The organism is Spirosoma sp. 209 (genome assembly GCF_002006735.1).
GTDB lineage: Bacteria > Bacteroidota > Bacteroidia > Cytophagales > Spirosomataceae > Spirosoma > Spirosoma sordidisoli.
In genome coordinates, this window is the sequence record NZ_MVEC01000006.1 from 495,002 (window position 1) to 513,586 (window position 18,585).

The window sequence follows — 18,585 nt, forward strand, 5'->3', positions numbered from 1 at the left end:
CCGATCAGGGGACAAAACTGGGTCCTGTAACCGGATTAAGTACCTCACCCGGCAGCACGAAAACAAAAAAGCCCCGGATGTCTGTTCTCAACAGACAAACACCCGGAGCCCCTCTGGCAATCAGTCAGCTAGAAACGTGTTACGTCGTAGGTAATAGCCAGATAATAGAGTCCGCCAATAGTTGGTCCGGCCGCGTACTGAATATACCGGTTGTTAAAAAGATTCGATGCGCCCAGCTTGAACGACAAAGCGGGTTGAGGCACTTTATAGGTCATCTGCGCATCAACCGTATGGTAGGCCGGTATGGTACCGTTGGCCAGCGGACTTTGCCACAGGAAACTATCCTGCCAGCGCCATACCACGTTGAAGCCTAGGTTCTTAGCCACTTCCCGGTTTCCGATACTGACGTTGGCAACGTACCTGGGCGTGTTAAAGCCCGTCACGAAAATATCGGGGTTGTCGTTGCCAGCAATATTGTTGTAGTTCACATTACCCGACGACGTGAATTTACGGTAGAAGTTGTAGGTAATGCCCAGCGCTGCGCCGTAGCTGCGGTAGGTGTTCTTGGCATTCGTATACACGCGGTACCGGACCTGGTTGGCGCGAGTCAGCATATCGAGCACCGATGCATCGGTACCAACCCGGCCGGTAGTCGGTACCGCCACCTCAACCTGTCCCAGAAAATCCTGGTACGAGTTGTAGTAAGCCTCCCCATCAATGGCCAGCCGGTTGTTGAGCAGTACGCTCTTGTACCCTACTTCTAACGAGTTGATATGTTCAGGCTGCGACGGCGACAGGTTGGCCACCTGAAGCAATCCCCGATTTCTCAGCGCTGCGGCATTTCGCGTTGAGCCGGCAGCCACATCGGTATTTACGGCTGCATTGAAGTTGTTCAGCGATGCCAGTGTATACGAGTTTTCCAGGAAGCCCAGTCCTTCGTTAACCCGGGCCAACCCGCCCACGCGCCGAACGTTGCTGTTGTTTACGTAAGACAGTGCTTCGAATAACGACGGAAAGCGGAACCCATTCTGGTACGTAAACCGGAAATTATGCCGCTCGGCAGCCGTATAAACAAGGGCCAGCCGTGGATTCACCTTTGGCGAAAATTCCGGATTGTTATCGACCCGCAGGGAAGCGGCTACTTTCAGCCGGTCGGCCAGCAGCAGTTTGGTGGCCGATACGAACGCGCCGTATTTCGTATAAATCTGGTTCGCTCCGCCGGGTGTTGTCCGCTGCTCGATCGGCTTCGAGAAATCGACAAAGTTGTTACCGTCCGGAATGACTTCATAACGCCGGTAATCGGCTCCAACCAGTACCTCCGCAAATTTGATGCGCTGGCTTAGGTTGTACTGAATATCGCTATGGTAGGTGCGGCTTTGCTGCCAGAGTGCGGCCCCACCCGTTGCCGGCGCTCCCGGAATGATAGAGCCTATATCCCAGTTGTTGGTATTGACAATGGTTTGCTTCAGCGACTCGAAGGCGGCTGTTCCGGGTTCTACGCGGCCCCGGTCGGCGGCTACGCGGGCCAGTTGCATAGCCGTTGCCAGGTTGGTACCGCTGTTGACCTGTGCCAGCAACTCCGTTCGGAATTTGGCACCCCAGACGGCGTTGGTGCCGTTGTTCAGGTCCAGGTTGTAGGCCAGCGGGTTCAGGTTATACGACTGTCCCGTGTTTTCAGACAGCACATACGCCCGAACCACCAGATCGGTACTGCGTAGCTCGAGCTTGTGGTTTTGTACCGTTACGCCCGTCAGCTGAATACGGTTGCCCCGCTGAAAAATCCCATCCATCAGCCCGTACCGATAGCCGTACTGAACCTCTACCCGGTCGTTGAGCCGGTAATGCAGACTCCCGTCAAATTTCAGGTTACGCACCCGGGGGTTCACCAGGTCCCGCTCCAGATAACCAGTCCGGCTCACGTTGAAGGTTTCGTTCCGACCGTTATAGGGAATCGTAATGGCTACCCGGGCTTGTCCGTCGTCTCCATACTGATTCCACAAGTCGCGGGCGGGGTTGCTGGCTCCCGATAGCTCCGGGAAACGGGGATTTGCCGTATTGAGCGGTTGAGGATTCTGGTCGGTCTGGTTATTAGCCAGCCAGTCGGTTCCCTGCAAATAGCTGAAGTTCAGCTTAAAGGCGAAGCGATTATTAAATGCTTTGGCGATCCGCACGGCCGATTCGGTCAGGATCGAGGGGTCCCGATCGATTCCGTCGATATGGTTGACCCCTGTTTTTTGATACAAACTCACGCCCTGGTACTGAAAAGGGCTTTTGGTCAACAGGTTGGCTAGCCCGTTAATGGCGTTCATGCCGTACAGAGCCGAAGCCGCACCGGGTGTGATCTCAACACTTTCGATATCCAGCTCCGTTGGCCCGATGGCGTTACCGAGCGGCACCCCCAGCGTGGCGGCCTGCATGTCGACGCCATCGACGAGCTGCATGAACCGGAAATTGTTCGGAATATTGAAGCCGCGGGTGTTCGGCACTTTGAACGTCAGACTGGAGGTAGTCATCTGTACGCCTTTTACGTTTTCGAGCGCATCGTAAAAGCTCGGAGCAGGGCTTTCTTTCAAAACCCGCAGATTGAGCTTCTCAACCGCCACGGGCGACTTCAGTATGCTTTCTTCGATCCGGGAGGCCGTTACGACCACCTCGTTCCCCAGTATCGCCTGCGTATTGAGGGATACGCTGATCTTATCCGTGGGCCGTTCAACAACAATTTCTTTGGGGGCATAGCCAATCACCTGGAATACCAGCGTAAACGGAAACTTTACTCTTGTTTTGAGCGTAAACTCACCCTGATCGTTGGTAATAGTACCAGCAACGGTGTTCTTGATCAGTACGCCAGCACCCGGTATAGGCTGCCGGGTGTCGCTGTCATCGACCCGCCCCGACAGCAGAATAAGATCGTCCTGAGCAACAGCCCGGAACGATGCCAGCACGACCAATATGATAAGGTGCGCAGCTAATAAACGATTCTTCATGCTTGATACTATGTGTCTTGCTGTATTCTCCTACTACTCCCGGTTGTAGATAGACTATTAGTGCTTATAATCTATTGGATTAGTGGATTTATACAAATAAACTAGTAACTTACCCACCCTTCCAAATGGGGGCCTTTAAATCTTTATTAAAGGATAGATTGAAACGGAATCAGTCAATTCTATTCATTGCCTGTTTTTTTATGAAGAAATCAGTACTACTTGTATCACTCTTCTTTTTGTACACCATTGCTACCGGTCAGTCAGTTAAGATCGTCAACCCGCAGCAGGGCACCTGGCTCGGCTACTTCAACCAGACCCGCTTCAGCACCCATTGGGGACTTTGGGTCGATCTTCATCATCGCCGTACCGATTTTGCGGATCGTGCGAACCAGAATCTGGTGCGGGCTGGTGCGACATACTTCCTCGCTGACAACCTGCGGCTGACGGCTGGCTACGCCTATGTGGGGTCTTATCTGTCGCCCAGCGGTATTATCCGCCCCGAACATCGGCCCTGGCAGCAAATCTGGTGGACGGGCCGTTCGGGCCGGCTAAATCTACTGCAATGGATACGGGCCGAGCAACGGTACAATCACCGCATCAACGGCGATCAGCTAGGCGACGGATACGGTTTCAACTGGCGCCTGCGGTATAACCTCATGCTACAGATTCCGCTTAAAGGCGAAACCATCCAGCCACACGTACCTAACTTCGTTGTTCAAAACGAAGCGTTTCTCAATTTCGGCAAGCAGATTGTAGCGAACACCTTCGATCAGAATCGGTTCTTTGTGGGCATGTCGTACCCGTTTAGCAAGCATCTGCTGGGTCAGTTGGGCTATATGAACCAGTTCATTCAGCAACCCTCGGGTAATACGTACGTAAACAACCACACGCTACGGCTATTTGTCTTCCATACATTGGATGTACGCAGGCAGCCGTAGGGCCGTTCGAGGAGTGAACTACTGGAAATAGCCGGTCAATTCGCCATAGGCCAGCACATGCCCCTTCATCGCGTTCAGCACCGCCTGTTTGTCAGGAGTCTCCTCGAACGTCAGGGCCTGATCGAGGGCGTATACCCGGAAAATGTAGGCATGGCGGCCCACTGGCGGACAGGGACCAATGTAGGCGAGGGCACCTGCGCCGTTTTTCCCGGTTTTTCCGCCCAGCATACGCATCTGCTCGGCGCTAACCCCCTCGGGCAGGCTATGCACCACGTCTGGCAAATTATACACTACCCAGTGCGATAGGTTGAATAACGGAAAAGCCGGGGTCGGCACGTCGTAGTCGGTGGTAAGAATAACGTAGGATTCTATGCCGGGGATATCACTGTCCCAGTTTAGTGCTGGCGATACTTCCTGTCCTTTACAGGTGCAGTTAACGGGCATATCGCCCCCGGGCGGAAATGAACTACTGGTTACGGTCAGCGTCTTCTTGAGAGTCAGATGATAGTCCGTTTCCTGAGTCCGCTTACTTCTGGCATAAAAATGGAGACCAATAGCCAGGAGCCCTGACACAACAACGACTCCCAATAAGATCCGTAACAGAAGGCGCATAAAAATGCCGGTTAAGTACGTTCACGTATCTAACCGGCTAAATAAAGTAAAGTTTGTTAATTTTTCGGTCTGACCACCACGAATACAGGCATTTATCCAGCGTACCTAACCGCCGTTTTTCGGTCTGAACAAGGACTGTACCTATGCAGCCCGGCTGCTCTGCGGCCGACGCAGGGGCCCGGACCGAACCGACTGCGTATTGCTTCGGGTCTCTTCCATGACCTGCTCCGATACCAGATCCAGGTGATTGGCCCGTTTCAGTACGTAATCAAAAGGCAGGTTGAAGTAATTCGACACCTCGCTGCGGAACGAGTCCGGAAATTTGGAAAGCCGAAGTCCGAAAAATTTGCGTACTTCTTCTTCCGGCAGCAGGGCCGCCAGCGCCACACGCTCGGCTTCTGCCAGCAGGGCCGTACGCGACGGGAACAGGTGCTCCAGCCCGATAGAGGCAGTAAGGATATTCAGAAACAGATTTTTGTACATGGCCGACAGCTCGGCGGGCAGAATGACCCAGCCCTGATCACGAAACTTGGCAGAAAAGCCCGTTAGCCCCTGCTCACCCCGAATCTCGCCGGCAATCAACTCATCCGGAAAACGGAGCCTGTTCGTTCCGTTGTCACGATCCAGCTTTTGTAAACGAAAGACAACGGCTTCGACCGGGCTCTTCCGGAACAAAAGATCGGCGGGTATTACCCGGGTACTTTCCCATTGATCAGTCATCCGCATGAACAAACTCTCGTTCACGGGCAGGTTATCGACACTCCCGAGACTAATCAGCGTCTGCCGGTAGGCCGCCAGAAAATCAATCTGAAGTTGGTTTGGATTTAAACGTCCTCGCTTCATGCGGTTGAGAAGCCGTTTCCCTGACGCTGAGTCAGTTAACGACATTCATTAGTAAGGTTGTTGATTGAAATAAGGAAGGTAAATATACAGACTAAGCCGCTGAAAACAAAGCTGGTAGACGAATAAATTCACTCATCCGACAGCCTTGTTTTCAACGGCTCAATACTGGGGGTACTCCTCCTTTTCCGGGATCAGGAAAGCCCTTTCAGTGCTTCTTCCTCTACGAATGGCTGATTACGGAGTCGCTTGCCTGTAGCCTTGAATATAGCATTGGCCACCGCTGCCCCGGCCGGGGGCAGCGAAGGCTCTCCCAGGCCCGTCGGCTCGATGGTATTATTGACAAAATGGACTTCTACTTCCGGAATTTCGTTCAGCCGAATGATCCGGTATTCATTGAAGTTCTTCTGCTCCGGAACGCCCTCCTTAAAGGTCAGGTTGCCATACATGGCATGGCCTATACCATCAACGATACAGCCGGTCACCTGCTGCCGGGCTCCGCTCTGGTTCACGACAATACCGCAGTCGGCGGCTGAATAGATCTTCTGTAGCACCGGGCGGCCTTTCTGCATGACTACTTCGCCCACCTGGGCTACGTAGGACCGGTGCGAAAAATACACGCTGAAACCCTGGGCGACGGGTTTACCATCGGCGCCCTTCTTCTTGCCCCAGCCGGATTTCTCGGCGGCCAGTTCAATAACCCCCTTCATGCGGTCGATGTCGTACTTAATGGCACCAGCCGGTTTTTGCTTTGCCTTCTCCAGCAACGCCAGCCGGAACGCTACCGGATCTTTTCCGGCAGCCTGGGCCACCTCATCCAGAAACGATTGCTCTGCAAAGGCCAGGAAGTTGGTAATGGGCGCCCGCCACGGGCCTGTCGTTATCGGCGACTTTACATAATCGACACTATCGATCAGCAGATTGTCGACCGCCCCCGCCGGGAAGTTATCCTCACGGGTAGGATTACCGGCTTTGATACTAACGCCCCGCAGTTTATAACCGATCATAGTACCCTGGGCGTCCAGAGCCGCTTCAAAACGATACCGAACAGCCGGGCGGTAGCTGCCGCCCGTCATATCGTCTTCACGCGTCCAGATCAGCTTGACAGGGGCTTTGACCTGCTGGGAAACCTGTACGGCTTCGAGCACGTAATCGGCTTTCAGCCGACGCCCAAAGCCGCCCCCCATCCGGGTAAGCTGAACACTGACGGCGTCGGGAGAAATACCCAAGAGCTTGGCGGTTTCATTACGAGCCAGTTCCGGCGTTTGCGTAGGTCCTACCAGCTCAGCCCCATCCGGGCGCACATGCGCGAAAAAATTCATCGGCTCCAGGGGGCTGTGCGGCAGAAACGGGCACTGGTACTCGGCCTTCACCACTTTGGCGGCTGAAGCAAAGGCGGCATCCACATCGCCGTCCTTCCGCCGAACGGTTGCCTCCTTGCTATCCAGCAATTCCCTGAACAACCGGTTATGATCGGCTGTGCTTTCCACACTATCGGTCTTTTCCCAGTCGATCTGCAGAGCGTCTTTCGCCTTGCGAACCTGCCAGGTTGATTTCCCAACAATAGCCACCGTATCGCCAATGGTTAGGACATCGGTAATGCCGGGCATGGCCTTGATGGTGGTAGTGTTACGTATCGACTTCAGCTTGTGGCCGAAACCGGGCCGCTGCATCATAGCGAACAGCATACCCTCCCGGTAGAAATCCATACCGAACAAGGGTTTTCCCGTTATGATACCCGGATTATCGACGTTTTTGACCGTGCTTCCAATAAGTTTGAAATCGGCCGGGTCTTTGAGCTTCACTTCGGCAGGTACAGGGAGCTGTGCGGCTTCATTGGCCAGCTCACCGTAGCTTAGCTTCCGTTTCGTGGCCGCGTGCAGAACAAACCCTTTTTCGGTCGTGCATTCGGCAGCAGGCACATTCCAGCGTTTGGCGCCAGCCTCGAGCAGCATCTGGCGGGCCGTAGCGCCGGCCGTACGCAGTCGTTTCCACGAATGCGGAATAGACCCGCTTCCGCCGGCCACCTGCCGTTCAAACTTTTTCGTATCCAGGGGCGCCTGCTCTACAACAACTTTTGTCCAGTCTGCGTCCAGCTCTTCGGCAACGATGATCGGAAACGCGGTTTTTATGCCCTGCCCAACCTCGGGGTTTGGCGATAAAATGGTAATGGTACCCTGCGGGTTTATGGACAGGTAGCTGTTGAAGGTATTTCCAGCCAGCCCGCTTCCGGTAGCCGTCTCTACAGCAACAGCCGCTCCTTCTGACTCGAACCAGTTGAAACCAACCAGCACCCCCCCCCCGGCGGCTGCGGCTATCTTCAGGAAATTTCGTCTGCTTTTATTGGTTGATGCGGTCATAACTATTTCTTGGTTTTAACCGTGGGGGTCATTCGGGCAGCCACGCTGACAGCCTCCCGAATCCGATGGTACGTGCCACACCGGCAGATGTTTCCAGACATCGTAGCATCGATGTCGGCCTGAGAAGGGGTAGGGTTACGCTTCAGCAACGCAGCCGCGGTCATGATCTGCCCTGCCTGGCAGTAGCCGCATTGGGGCACGTCAATCTCGTTCCAGGCTCGTTGCACCGGATGGTCGCCCGTGGGCGACAAGCCTTCAATCGTTGTTATTTTAGCCGTAGCTACTGCCGAAACGGGCAGCACACAGGAACGCGTTGCTTCACCATCAACATGAACGGTACAGGCTCCGCATTGAGCAATGCCACAACCGTACTTAGTACCGACCAATCCGAAAGAATCGCGCAATACCCATAGTAATGGAGTATCGGGATCAACGTCAGCGCGATAGGCGCGACCATTGATTTTAAGGTTGAAGACAGCCATTGATTGAGATAACTTAGATGAGTGCTCCAAGTTACAAAATGTAGGCCGTATAAACATGCAAAAAGCCGTCACCCGGATCGGGTAACGGCTTTCGCGTTTAATAACAGCAGGTGGCACCTTCCTACTCTCCCACTTGTGACAGCAGTACCATCGGCAGTACGGGGCTTAACGGCTCTGTTCGGAATGGAAGAGGTGTTCACCCGCCTTACCAGCACCAACCTGCTTGTTGTTCCTCGATCGACACCATCCCCTCACGGGACCGGCTCGATCAGATAGCTCAAGTCTTTTTCCCCACAGGAAAACCAGAAAACAATAGCCACTATAGTACCAGACAAAGCGAAGCACACGCGTCCGGGGCCATTAGTACGGCTCAGCTCAACACATCTCTGTGCCTACACCTGCCGCCTATCAACGTCGTCGTCTCCAACGCCCCTTTATACCGGATGACTCATCTCGGGGCCGGTTTCGCACTTAGATGCCTTCAGCGCTTATCCTATCCCAACGTAGCTACTCGGCCGTGCCTGCGGCCAGACAACCGATCCGCCAGCGGTTGGTCCATCCCGGTCCTCTCGTACTAAGGACAGATCCCCTCAGTCATCCAACGCCCACCACAGATAGAGACCGAACTGTCTCACGACGTTCTGAACCCAGCTCGCGTGCCACTTTAATCGGCGAACAGCCGAACCCTTGGAACCTTCTCCAGCCCCAGGATGTGACGAGCCGACATCGAGGTGCCAAACCTCCCCGTCGATGTGAGCTCTTGGGGGAGATCAGCCTGTTATCCCCGGCGTACCTTTTATCCTTTGAGCGATGGCCCTTCCATGCGGAACCACCGGATCACTATACCCGACTTTCGTCCCAGATCGGCCTGTATGCCTCACTGTCAAGCTGGCTTCTGCTATTGCACTCCCCTGCCGATTACCGTCCGGCATGAGCCAACCTTGGGAAACCTCCGTTACCCTTTCGGAGGTGACCACCCCAGTCAAACTACCCACCAAATACTGTCCCCCAAAAGAGGTTAGATCACCAGTCAGCCAAGGGCGGTATTTCAAGGTTGGATCCAGAACGCCTGGCGACGCCCCTTCAACTCCTCCCGCCTATCCTACACATGCCTGACCAGCAACCCATATTAAGCTGTAGTAAAGGTGCACGGGGTCTTTTCGTCCCGTGGCGGGTAAGCGGCATCTTCACCGCTACTACAATTTCACCGAACTCATGGTTGAGACAGTGCCCAGATCGTTACACCATTCGTGCAGGTCGGAACTTACCCGACAAGGAATTTCGCTACCTTAGGACCGTTATAGTTACGGCCGCCGTTTACTGGGGCTTCAGTTCAATGCTTTCCCTTGCGGGTAACATCCCCCCTTAACCTTCCAGCACCGGGCAGGTGTCAGACCCTATGCGTCAACTTTCATTTTGGCAGAGTCCTGTGTTTTTGGTAAACAGTCGCCTGGGCCTCTTCTCTGCAGCCTCCCATCACTGGGTAGGCCCCCCTTATCCCGAAGTTACAGGGTCATCTTGCCGAGTTCCTTAACCATGATTCTTTCGCGCACCTTAGAATATTCTTCCCAGCTACCTGTGTCGGTTTACGGTACGGGTATCCATACGCTTGACGCACCCTCACTTTTCTTGGAAGCCCCTTCAGTGTTTCGTGTTGGCCGAAGCCGCCACTCAGCGCCCTATTCCGTCAGGACCCAACACCCCCGGCACTCCGTCATGAGACTACCTGCATGGATAGTGTGGGACTATTAACCCACTTCCCCTCAGAACCCGCCATTCGGCTGCCCCTTAGACCCCGACTAACCCTCCGATGACTGCCATCGCGGAGGAAACCTTAGCTTTTCGGTGTGAGGAGTTCGCATCCTCATTCTCGTTACTTATGCCTACATTTGCTTTTCTGTGCGGTCCACCAGCGGCTCACGCCCCAGCTTCACCCCCCACAGAATGCTCTCCTACCACATCATGCTCTTGCATGAGTCCACAGCTTCGGTGAAATACTTGATGCCCGGTTATTATCGACGCCCGCCCCGCTCGACCAGTGAGCTGTTACGCACTCTTTAAAGGAATGGCTGCTTCCAAGCCAACCTCCTGGCTGTCTCAGCAGCCGGACCGCCTTTGTTCAACTTAGTATTCACTTGGGGACCTTAGCTGGTGGTCTGGGTTGTTCCCCTCTCGGAGCAGGACCTTAGCACCCTGCCCCTCACTGCCCCGCACCCCTCTGCGCATTCGGAGTTCAATAGAAGTTGGTAGGATGTGACTCCCCCGCATCCTGTTGGTCGCTCTACCTCACAGACGGTAACACGGAACGCTGTTCCTAAAAACATTTCGGAGAGTACGAGCTATTTCTCAGTTTGATTGGCCTTTCACCCCTACCCGCAGCTCATCCGGAAGCTTTTCAACGCTTATCGGTTCGGCCCTCCACGGTGTGTTACCACCCCTTCAGCCTGGCCACGGGTAGATCACCAAGTTTCGCGTCAACCCCTGCTGACTGCACGCCCTGTTCAGACTCGCTTTCGCTTCGGCTGCGTGTGTCCACACACTTAACCTTGCCAGCAACGGTTACTCGTAGGCTCATTATGCAAAAGGCACGCCGTCACCCCCATCACGAGGGCTCCGACCGCTTGTAAGCGTCTGGTTTCAGGTTCTATTTCACCCGGGTACACCCCGTACTTTTCACCTTTCCCTCACGGTACTCTGCACTATCGGTCTTCTGAACGTATTTAGCCTTACCGGATGGTGCCGGCTGCTTCAGAGGGAATTTCTCCGGTTCCCCCCTACTCAGGATCCCCAACCCACCAACGCACGGACCAGAACGGGACTCTCACCCTCTATGGTCGACCTTCCCAGATCGTTGCTGTTAGTTTGCTGGCTTGATGTCGGGTCCTACTACCCCAGCCTGGCCGTAACCAGACTGGTTTGGGCTGTGCCCCTTTCGCTCGCCACTACTCAGGGTATCACGTTTGTTTTCTCTTCCTGCGGCTACTTAGATGTTTCAGTTCACCGCGTTCGCCCCACGACTAGCGTGGTCCTTAGTCTTCAACTAAGGGGGTTGCCCCATTCGGATACCAGTGGATCAGCCCCTGCCAGCGGGTCCCCACCGTGTTTCGTCGCTTGCCACGTCCTTCATCGCCGTCAGAAGCCTTAGGCATCCCCCAGACGCCCTTTGCTGCGTATGCTTATAGCATTCGCCTGTTCAATTATCAATGCCTGATGTCCATACAACAGCGCTATACGCGTTGCAGACTACTCTCTTTCTTCCTGTAAGTCAAAGAACGTATGAACCACGTTTGGTTCATGTGGAGAATAACGGATTCGAACCGTTGACCCCCTGCTTGCAAAGCAGGTGCTCTAGCCAGCTGAGCTAATCCCCCAGGTATGTTAATCAGTTTTCAGTTGTTAATCAGCAACTGCCGAACTGACGGTGGGCCTGCGTGGACTCGAACCACGCCTTGTCCGGTTATCACTCCGAACTTCAGGTCCCCCCAACTCCCATGGCTTGACGGGCGGTGTGTACAAGGTCCGGGAACGTATTCACCGCGCCAAAGGAGGTGTTCCAGCCGCACCTTCCGGTACGGCTACCTTGTTACGACTTAGCCCCAGTCGCCGAGTTTACCCTTGTCCGGTTGTGACCCCGAACTTCAGGTCCCCCCAACTCCCATGGCTTGACGGGCGGTGTGTACAAGGTCCGGGAACGTATTCACCGCGCCATGGCTGATGCGCGATTACTAGCGATTCCAGCTTCATGGGGTCGGGTTGCAGACCCCAATCCGAACTGTGACCGGCTTTACAAGATTGGCTCCCCCTTGCGGGATCGCGACCCGCTGTACCGACCATTGTAGCAGACGACAGCCATGCAGCACCTTGCTTTGTGTGTATCACTACACGGTACCATTTCTGATACCTTCACGCGCATTCTAGCCCAGGTAAGGTTCCTCGCGTATCATCGAATTAAACCACATGCTCCACCGCTTGTGCGGACCCCCGTCAATTCCTTTGAGTTTCACCGTTGCCGGCGTACTCCCCAGGTGGATTACTTAACGCTTTCGCTCAGCCACTCACCCCAAAAGGCAAACAGCCAGTAATCATCGTTTACGGCATGGACTACCAGGGTATCTAATCCTGTTCGCTACCCATGCTCTCGTGCCTCAGTGTCAATCACGCCGTAGTAGCCTGCCTTCGCAATCGGTGTTCTGGGTCATATCTATGCATTTCACCGCTACATGACCCGTTCCGGCTACCGCCAGCGCATTCAAGAATCCCAGTTTCCAGCCACATCCAACGGTTAAGCCGCCGACTTTCAAACCAGACTTGAGACCCCACCTACGCACCCTTTAAACCCAATAAATCCGGACAACGCTTGCACCCTCCGTATTACCGCGGCTGCTGGCACGGAGTTAGCCGGTGCTTATTCCTCAGGTACCGTCAAATAATCCCGCAGGACTACAGTTCTTCCCTGATAAAAGCAGTTTACAACGCTGAGCGCCTTCATCCTGCACGCGGCATGGCTGGGTCAGAGTTGCCTCCATTGCCCAATATTCCCTACTGCTGCCTCCCGTAGGAGTCGGGTCCGTCTCTCAGTACCCGTGTGGGGGCCAATCCTCTCAGAACCCCTACTGATCATCGCCTTGGTGGGCCGTTACCCCCCCAACTAGCTAATCAGACGCAAGCCCCTCCTCAACCCATAAATGTTTACCCAAAAAGCCAGGTGACTCTAAGGGACTATGCGGGTTTACCCCCGCTTTCGCAGGGCTATCCCCCAGTTGAGGGCAGGTTGCTTACGCGTTACGCACCCGTTTGCCGCTGGTCTTGCGACCCGCTCGACTTGCATGTATTAGGCCTGCCGCTAGCGTTCATCCTGAGCCAGGATCAAACTCTCCATCGTAAATAATTGTGTGAGTCAGTGACTCACTGTCTTGTTCAACCGGCTCACCGAAGTGAGCAGGACTGAATGATAATGTGCTGCCCGTTTGTCAAAGAACTGTTCGCCTGGCCCGTTGGCCGAAGCGTGGTGAGAAGTGGGTTGCTCGGTGGCCGCTCCGTGTCTCGTTGTTTGGGAGTGCAAAGGTACGTCTTTTTTCCCGGTTGTCAAGTAAAAACTGAAAATATTTTTGGGTATTGATTGTCAGTTTGTTACTCGTAACTCGCTGACCGTTAGCGTGTTGCTTTGGATCAGCGCCCTGTTTCTCTCGATTTGGGACTGCAAAGGTAGGGCGCTTTTTGGCCTCTGTCAAGCCCTGGCGGAAAAATAGTTGGGAGCTCTGGCCCCGCCCATCGGATAAGTGGCCCAACCTCAGCCACTTATCCGACGAAAAAAGTTTAAACTTTTTTTAGCAGGTGGTTCTTCTTGCCTTTCGAAACCAGTAAATACCGGTCCTGAAGCCACTCGGCAGGCACCGGAGCACCCGGATCGGCCAGTTTTGTTTTGTTAATGCTGACTGCATTCTGGGAAATAGCCCGACGTGCTTCGCCTTTCGATGCATAGACTTCGCCCCGACTGGCTACCGATAACAGGTCGGTAATGTCTTTGGTATTGCTCAGCTCTTCCTGCGATACCTCCGTTTGGGGCACCCCTTCGAAGATGACGTCAAATTCATCGACCTGGATAGAACGTAGTGTATCGAGCGTGGCCTTGCCAAACAACACCTCCGACGCTTTAACGGCCAGTTCGTAACCAGCCTGTGAGTGTACCCGAATCGTTACGTCCTTAGCAATGGCTTTCTGTAGTATCCGCAGGTGCGGGGCTTCGGCATGCTGACGTTCCAACTCCTCGATCTCTTCGCGGGAGAGCAGGGTGAAAACCCGGATCAGCCGGGCACAGTCGGCATCGGCGGCATTGAGCCAGAACTGGTAGAACTGGTACGGTGAGGTGAGCGCAGGGTCGAGCCAGACGTTACCGCTCTCCGACTTGCCAAATTTGGTTCCGTCGGCTTTGGTGACGAGTGGCGTGGTCAGGGCAAATGCCTGATCATCGGATGGGTTGCCGGCATCGCTTTCCTTACGCCGGATCAGTTCAGTGCCGGTGGTTATGTTTCCCCACTGGTCTGACCCGCCCATCTGCAAACGAATCCCTTTGTTCTTATACAGCCAGTAGTAATCGTAGCCCTGTAAGAGCTGGTACGAAAACTCGGTGAAGGAAAGGCCGGTCTCCAGCCGCTTCTTTACCGAGTCTTTCGCCATCATATAATTTACGGTCAGGTGCTTCCCGGCTTCGCGCAGAAAGCCAAGGAAGGAAATTTCCCTGAACCAGTCGTAGTTATTGACCATTTCGGCCGAGTTCGCTCCACTATCGAAGTCGAGGAACTTGGTCAGTTGATTCCGGATGCCTTCCTGATTGCGTCGGAGTGTATCCTCGGCCAGGAACTCGCGCTCGGCCGATTTGCCCGAAGGGTCGCCGATCATACCGGTAGCCCCCCCCACCAACGCAAACGGTTTATGCCCGGCCCGCTGGAAATGGACAAGGAGCATGATGGTGGCCAGGTTTCCGATGTGTAAGGAAGCCGCCGTTGGGTCGAAGCCAATGTAGCCAGCGGTCATTTCCTTACTAAGTTGCTCTTCGGTGCCGGGCGTCATATCATTGAGCATGCCACGCCAGCGCAGTTCTTCAATAAAATTCATAAACAATCAGCGAATGAGTAGACGAGCGGATGGAAGGCGATCGAATCCTCCTCTTCCCTGGTCTCGTTCCTTTTAAGTTTGCAAAATTAGTGGTTTATGGCAACAGCAGCGATGAGTCGCCATAGCTCAGAAAGCGGTACTCGTTGGCCAGAGCTTCCGTATATACGGAACGCCAGTCATCACCAATCAGCGCGGAGATCAGTAGGATAAGCGTCGAACCGGGCTGGTGAAAGTTGGTGATAATGCCTTTACAAAGTTTCATCTCGTAGCCAGGGGTGATGTAGATGCCCGTGTGCGCGACAATACTTTCCTGGTTTGTACGGATCATACAGTCCAGCACGGCTTCGAGCGCATCGGCCACCGGCGGATGGTCGGCCACGGGTAGGCGGTATGCATACTGCTGATCGAGCCGAAACGGATCGGACTCGTTCCGCAGGAGCTGAACACCCATCCAGTACAGACTCTCGAGCGATCGCATAGAGGTAGTGCCAACCGGAATCAGATGGTCGCGATGAGCCAGGACTTTCTGGACGATAGTTCGCGTGTATACTACCTGTTCGGTATGCATATGGTGCTGGCGTACGTCGGCTACCTTGATAGGCTGGAACGTACCCGCTCCTACGTGCAGGGTCAGGTAATCGTGCTCAATACCCCGCCGGGCCAGAGCGTCGAACACCGCCGGGGTAAAATGGAGTCCGGCGGTGGGGGCGGCAACAGCCCCTTCTTTCTCGGAATAGATGGTCTGGTAGGTTACCCGATCGGCCTCGATGCTGTCTCGCTTCAGGTAAGGCGGCAGCGGTATATCGCCCGCGTACTGGATCAGCTGGGCAAACGTAAGTTCGGCCGGCTGCCAGCTCAACTGAACGGCCGACTGCCCGGCGTCATGCCAGGTTGCGGTAAGCCTGACCGGGCCCGACGGAGTTGGTATATCGGCCTCAAGAGCTTCGTCGGGTTTCCAGCGTTTCCGGTTACCGATCATTCCCTGCCACACGGCCGAGCCGGTTGCTTCCATGGCAGCGGTGATGGGCTGATCGGCTGGAAATGGGTTCAGCAGAAACAGTTCGATCACGGCCCCCGTTTGTCGGGTAAAGTGCAGCCGGGCCGGTATAACTTTCGTGTTGTTAAATACCAGAAAACTGTCGGCAGGCAGCCAGTCGGTCAAATCCCTGAATGTAGCGTGGCTGATCTGACCCGGCCGGTAGACGAGCAGTTTCGACTCGTCGCGCCGAGCCAGCGGGAAGCGGGCAATTCGGTCGTCGGGCAGATCGTACTGAAACTGGCTCAACGACAGGGGGTTATTTTCAGTCATCGGCGGTGGGTTTCATGAACAGACGAACCGGCAAGGCAGCCAGCACAACGATCAAAATAACGGTGCTCAGTGGCATCAGCCACGCGTAGTCCATGGCCAGTTGACCGCGGTCAGACCGGTTGAGCAGGGATATGACTAGCAGCGACAAGCCCAGTATGGTATTTATAGCCGCCATAAGGGCGTAAAACCAGTTGACAACAACCTCATTGAGCTGATCTCGGTGGGCGGCCCAGAGAGCCTGGTTGGGAATGGGCAATTTGCTGGCGGGTACGCGCGGAAACAGGCGGGCCACCGCGTTGATCAGCGTATTGTTGATCAGGAAAATAGCAACGGCTATGTAGAACAGCGTTTCCCGGTCCAGGTACTGAACAGCCGTTCCTAATTCATCGAAACGAACGGCCACTTCGGCAGGATACGATATATAGCTGTTGAACAGCGCAAACAACAAACCGAGAATGGACAGGATGCGCCAGACGCGGACGAAAAAAGTACCGGCTTTCATTACTAAAGTACAGATGAGTGAACGAGCCAGCCAGTGAATGATCTATGCAGATTTGGCCAGCTCTATAAAATCAGGGCGCAAAGGTACGGCCCGGACGGAGTAAATCCGTTAGCTTAGCCGTTTGTGGAAGAATTTGGTTTATAGAACTGTATGAAGATTTACACGAAAACAGGGGACAAAGGGCAGACGGCCCTGATTGGTGGCCGGCGGGTGAGCAAAGCCGATTTACGAATCGATGCCTATGGTACTGTCGATGAATTGAATGCCTGGATTGGCCTTGTGCGCGATCAGGCCGTTAATGCGCTCCGGAAAGACCTTCTGAAAGAAATACAGGACCGACTGTTTACGATTGGAGCCGAGCTGGCCACCGATCCGGAAAAAGCACCGAAGCAGGCCATGCCAGCCATCGTGCCCAACGATGTTACGCTCCTCGAAGAGGCCATGGATGCGATGGATGCCGAGCTGCCTGAGTTGCGGGCGTTCGTGTTGCCGGGCGGTCACGAAGCGGTATCGTTCTGCCACCTGGCCCGAACCGTTTGCCGACGCGCCGAACGGCTGACCATTGCGCTGAACGATAGCAGCCCCGTTGATCCACTGGTTATTCAATACCTCAACCGCCTGTCTGATTACCTCTTCGTACTAAGCCGGAAAATGGCACAGGAATTGGGAGCGGAAGAAGTAGCCTGGAAACCCCGGAAATAAACAGGAAAAGAAAGTTGTCTTAACAACTAACTTTCCTCAATCTAATTTTTTAGCTTTGTCGCAGAAGACAATTCGTCTTCTAACTCATTAACCAACACGCTGATTATGACGACGGACGTCTTGCAGATTGAATTGCGGAAAGCGGAACGCTCTCGCATTCAGGAGGTGGATTTCAATCACCTGCCCTTCGGTAAACATTTCTCGGATCACATGTTCGTGGCCGACTTCATAGATGGTCAGTGGCAGAATCAGATGATTGTGCCCTTCGACAATTTCACGCTAAGCCCGGCTCTATCGTCGCTTCATTACGGTCAGTCGATTTTTGAGGGTATGAAAGCGTACAAGAACGAAGCGGGCGAGGTGCTGATGTTCCGGCCCTACGCCAACTTCGAACGGATGAACGAATCGGCCCGACGCATGTGTATGGCAACCCTGACCGAAGAAGTATTCATGGGCGGTCTGGAAGCACTTTTACGCGTCGATGCCGACTGGGTACCCTCCCAGCCCGATAGTTCGCTCTACATCCGGCCGTATATGTTTGCTACCGACACGTTCCTGGGTGTGGCTCCGTCTAAAACGTACCGGTTCTGCATTTTCACCTGCCCCGTTGGTGCGTACTACACGACCCCGCCCAAGCTGAAGGTAGAGACGGAATACATCCGGTCGGCACCGGGCGGTGTTGGCTACGCCAAATGCGCCGGTAACTATGCCGGTTCGTTATACCCCACGCTCCTGGCTCAACAACAGGGCTACGATCAGCTGATCTGGACCGACGCCCGCGAGCATAAATACATCGAAGAGTCAGGCACCATGAATATCATGTTCATGATCGATGGCAAACTGGTAACCCCTGCCACCTCAGACTCGATCCTGAAAGGGGTTACGCGCGATACCATTTTGCAGATTGCCCGCTCGTGGGGTATCACCGTCGAAGAACGGCCCGTGTCGATCGACGAGGTAATTAATGGGATTGAAACCGGTCGGCTCACCGAAGCGTTCGGGGCAGGAACCGCTGTGGTCGTATCGCCCTACGCCCTGATCGGCTACAACGGCAAAGACCATATGCTGCCCGAGTTCGCTCCCGAAGATTCGTTTGCCGTTCGGGTGAAGAACCACCTGACCGATATTCGCACCGGCAAAATAGCTGATGAGTTTGGCTGGGTGCATAAGATTTAGTCAGCCTGTATAAACAAATTGGCCCCGCTTTACACTGTGTAGAGCGGGGCCGGCTTATTTGTAGC

At 54.4% G+C, this 18,585-nt stretch carries 11 protein-coding genes, 1 tRNA gene and 3 rRNA genes; 3 read left to right on the forward strand and 12 right to left on the reverse strand.

Annotated features, from left to right (window positions below; genetic code table 11):
• Positions 1-128: 128 nt before the first annotated feature.
• Positions 129-2,984, reverse strand: a complete 2,856-nt coding sequence (locus B1C80_RS13100) for a TonB-dependent receptor (protein WP_077921596.1) — start codon at positions 2,982-2,984, stop codon at positions 129-131.
• A 200-nt stretch (positions 2,985-3,184) separates the two neighbouring features.
• Here B1C80_RS13100 and B1C80_RS13105 point away from each other — a divergent pair, with 200 nt between their 5' ends.
• The gene (locus tag B1C80_RS13105) at positions 3,185-3,922 is read left to right on the forward strand and encodes a DUF2490 domain-containing protein (protein ID WP_077921597.1); all 738 of its coding nucleotides are present in this window, start codon (positions 3,185-3,187) and stop codon (positions 3,920-3,922) included.
• Between the two features lie 18 nt (positions 3,923-3,940).
• Here B1C80_RS13105 and B1C80_RS13110 read toward each other — a convergent pair whose 3' ends face one another.
• From B1C80_RS13110 to B1C80_RS13160, 11 genes are all read right to left on the reverse strand, one after another.
• Complete coding sequence (locus B1C80_RS13110) at positions 3,941-4,534, reverse strand: YbhB/YbcL family Raf kinase inhibitor-like protein (protein WP_077921599.1); 594 nt, start codon at positions 4,532-4,534, stop codon at positions 3,941-3,943.
• Between the two features lie 141 nt (positions 4,535-4,675).
• The gene (locus B1C80_RS13115; protein ID WP_129606996.1) at positions 4,676-5,377 is read right to left on the reverse strand and encodes a hypothetical protein; all 702 of its coding nucleotides are present in this window, start codon (positions 5,375-5,377) and stop codon (positions 4,676-4,678) included.
• Between the two features lie 191 nt (positions 5,378-5,568).
• Positions 5,569-7,734, reverse strand: a complete 2,166-nt coding sequence (locus B1C80_RS13120; protein ID WP_077921602.1) for a xanthine dehydrogenase family protein molybdopterin-binding subunit — start codon at positions 7,732-7,734, stop codon at positions 5,569-5,571.
• Between the two features lie 2 nt (positions 7,735-7,736).
• Entirely contained in the window at positions 7,737-8,216 is a 480-nt protein-coding gene (locus B1C80_RS13125) for a (2Fe-2S)-binding protein (protein ID WP_077921604.1), read from the reverse strand.
• A gap of 108 nt (positions 8,217-8,324) precedes the next feature.
• A 5S ribosomal RNA gene (gene rrf, locus B1C80_RS13130) occupies positions 8,325-8,435 on the reverse strand.
• Positions 8,436-8,555: 120 nt separating this feature from the next.
• Positions 8,556-11,392, reverse strand: a 23S ribosomal RNA gene (locus tag B1C80_RS13135).
• Positions 11,393-11,513: 121 nt separating this feature from the next.
• Positions 11,514-11,587, reverse strand: a tRNA-Ala gene (locus B1C80_RS13140).
• Positions 11,588-11,757: 170 nt separating this feature from the next.
• A 16S ribosomal RNA gene (locus B1C80_RS13145) occupies positions 11,758-13,098 on the reverse strand.
• Together the 16S, 23S and 5S rRNA genes with 1 tRNA gene alongside form the textbook arrangement of a ribosomal RNA operon.
• 434 nt (positions 13,099-13,532) lie before the next feature.
• Positions 13,533-14,831 carry a tyrosine--tRNA ligase gene (gene tyrS, locus B1C80_RS13150; RefSeq protein ID WP_077921606.1) on the reverse strand — a complete coding sequence of 433 codons (1,299 nt, stop codon included), beginning with the start codon at positions 14,829-14,831 and terminating at the stop codon, positions 13,533-13,535.
• 94 nt (positions 14,832-14,925) lie between these two features.
• Positions 14,926-16,140 (reverse strand): S-adenosylmethionine:tRNA ribosyltransferase-isomerase, encoded by a 1,215-nt coding sequence (locus B1C80_RS13155; RefSeq protein ID WP_077921608.1) that lies wholly within the window; start codon positions 16,138-16,140, stop codon positions 14,926-14,928.
• The gene (locus B1C80_RS13160; protein WP_077921610.1) at positions 16,133-16,642 is read right to left on the reverse strand and encodes a hypothetical protein; all 510 of its coding nucleotides are present in this window, start codon (positions 16,640-16,642) and stop codon (positions 16,133-16,135) included. The genes B1C80_RS13155 and B1C80_RS13160 overlap by 8 nt, the downstream gene beginning before the upstream one ends.
• Before the next feature lie 150 nt (positions 16,643-16,792).
• Here B1C80_RS13160 and B1C80_RS13165 point away from each other — a divergent pair, with 150 nt between their 5' ends.
• Positions 16,793-17,344: a cob(I)yrinic acid a,c-diamide adenosyltransferase gene (locus tag B1C80_RS13165; protein WP_077921612.1), complete on the forward strand. Its 552-nt coding sequence runs from the start codon at positions 16,793-16,795 to the stop codon at positions 17,342-17,344.
• 105 nt (positions 17,345-17,449) lie between these two features.
• Positions 17,450-18,520, forward strand: coding sequence for a branched-chain amino acid aminotransferase (locus tag B1C80_RS13170; RefSeq protein WP_077921614.1), 1,071 nt, complete (start codon positions 17,450-17,452; stop codon positions 18,518-18,520).
• Positions 18,521-18,585 lie beyond the last annotated feature (65 nt).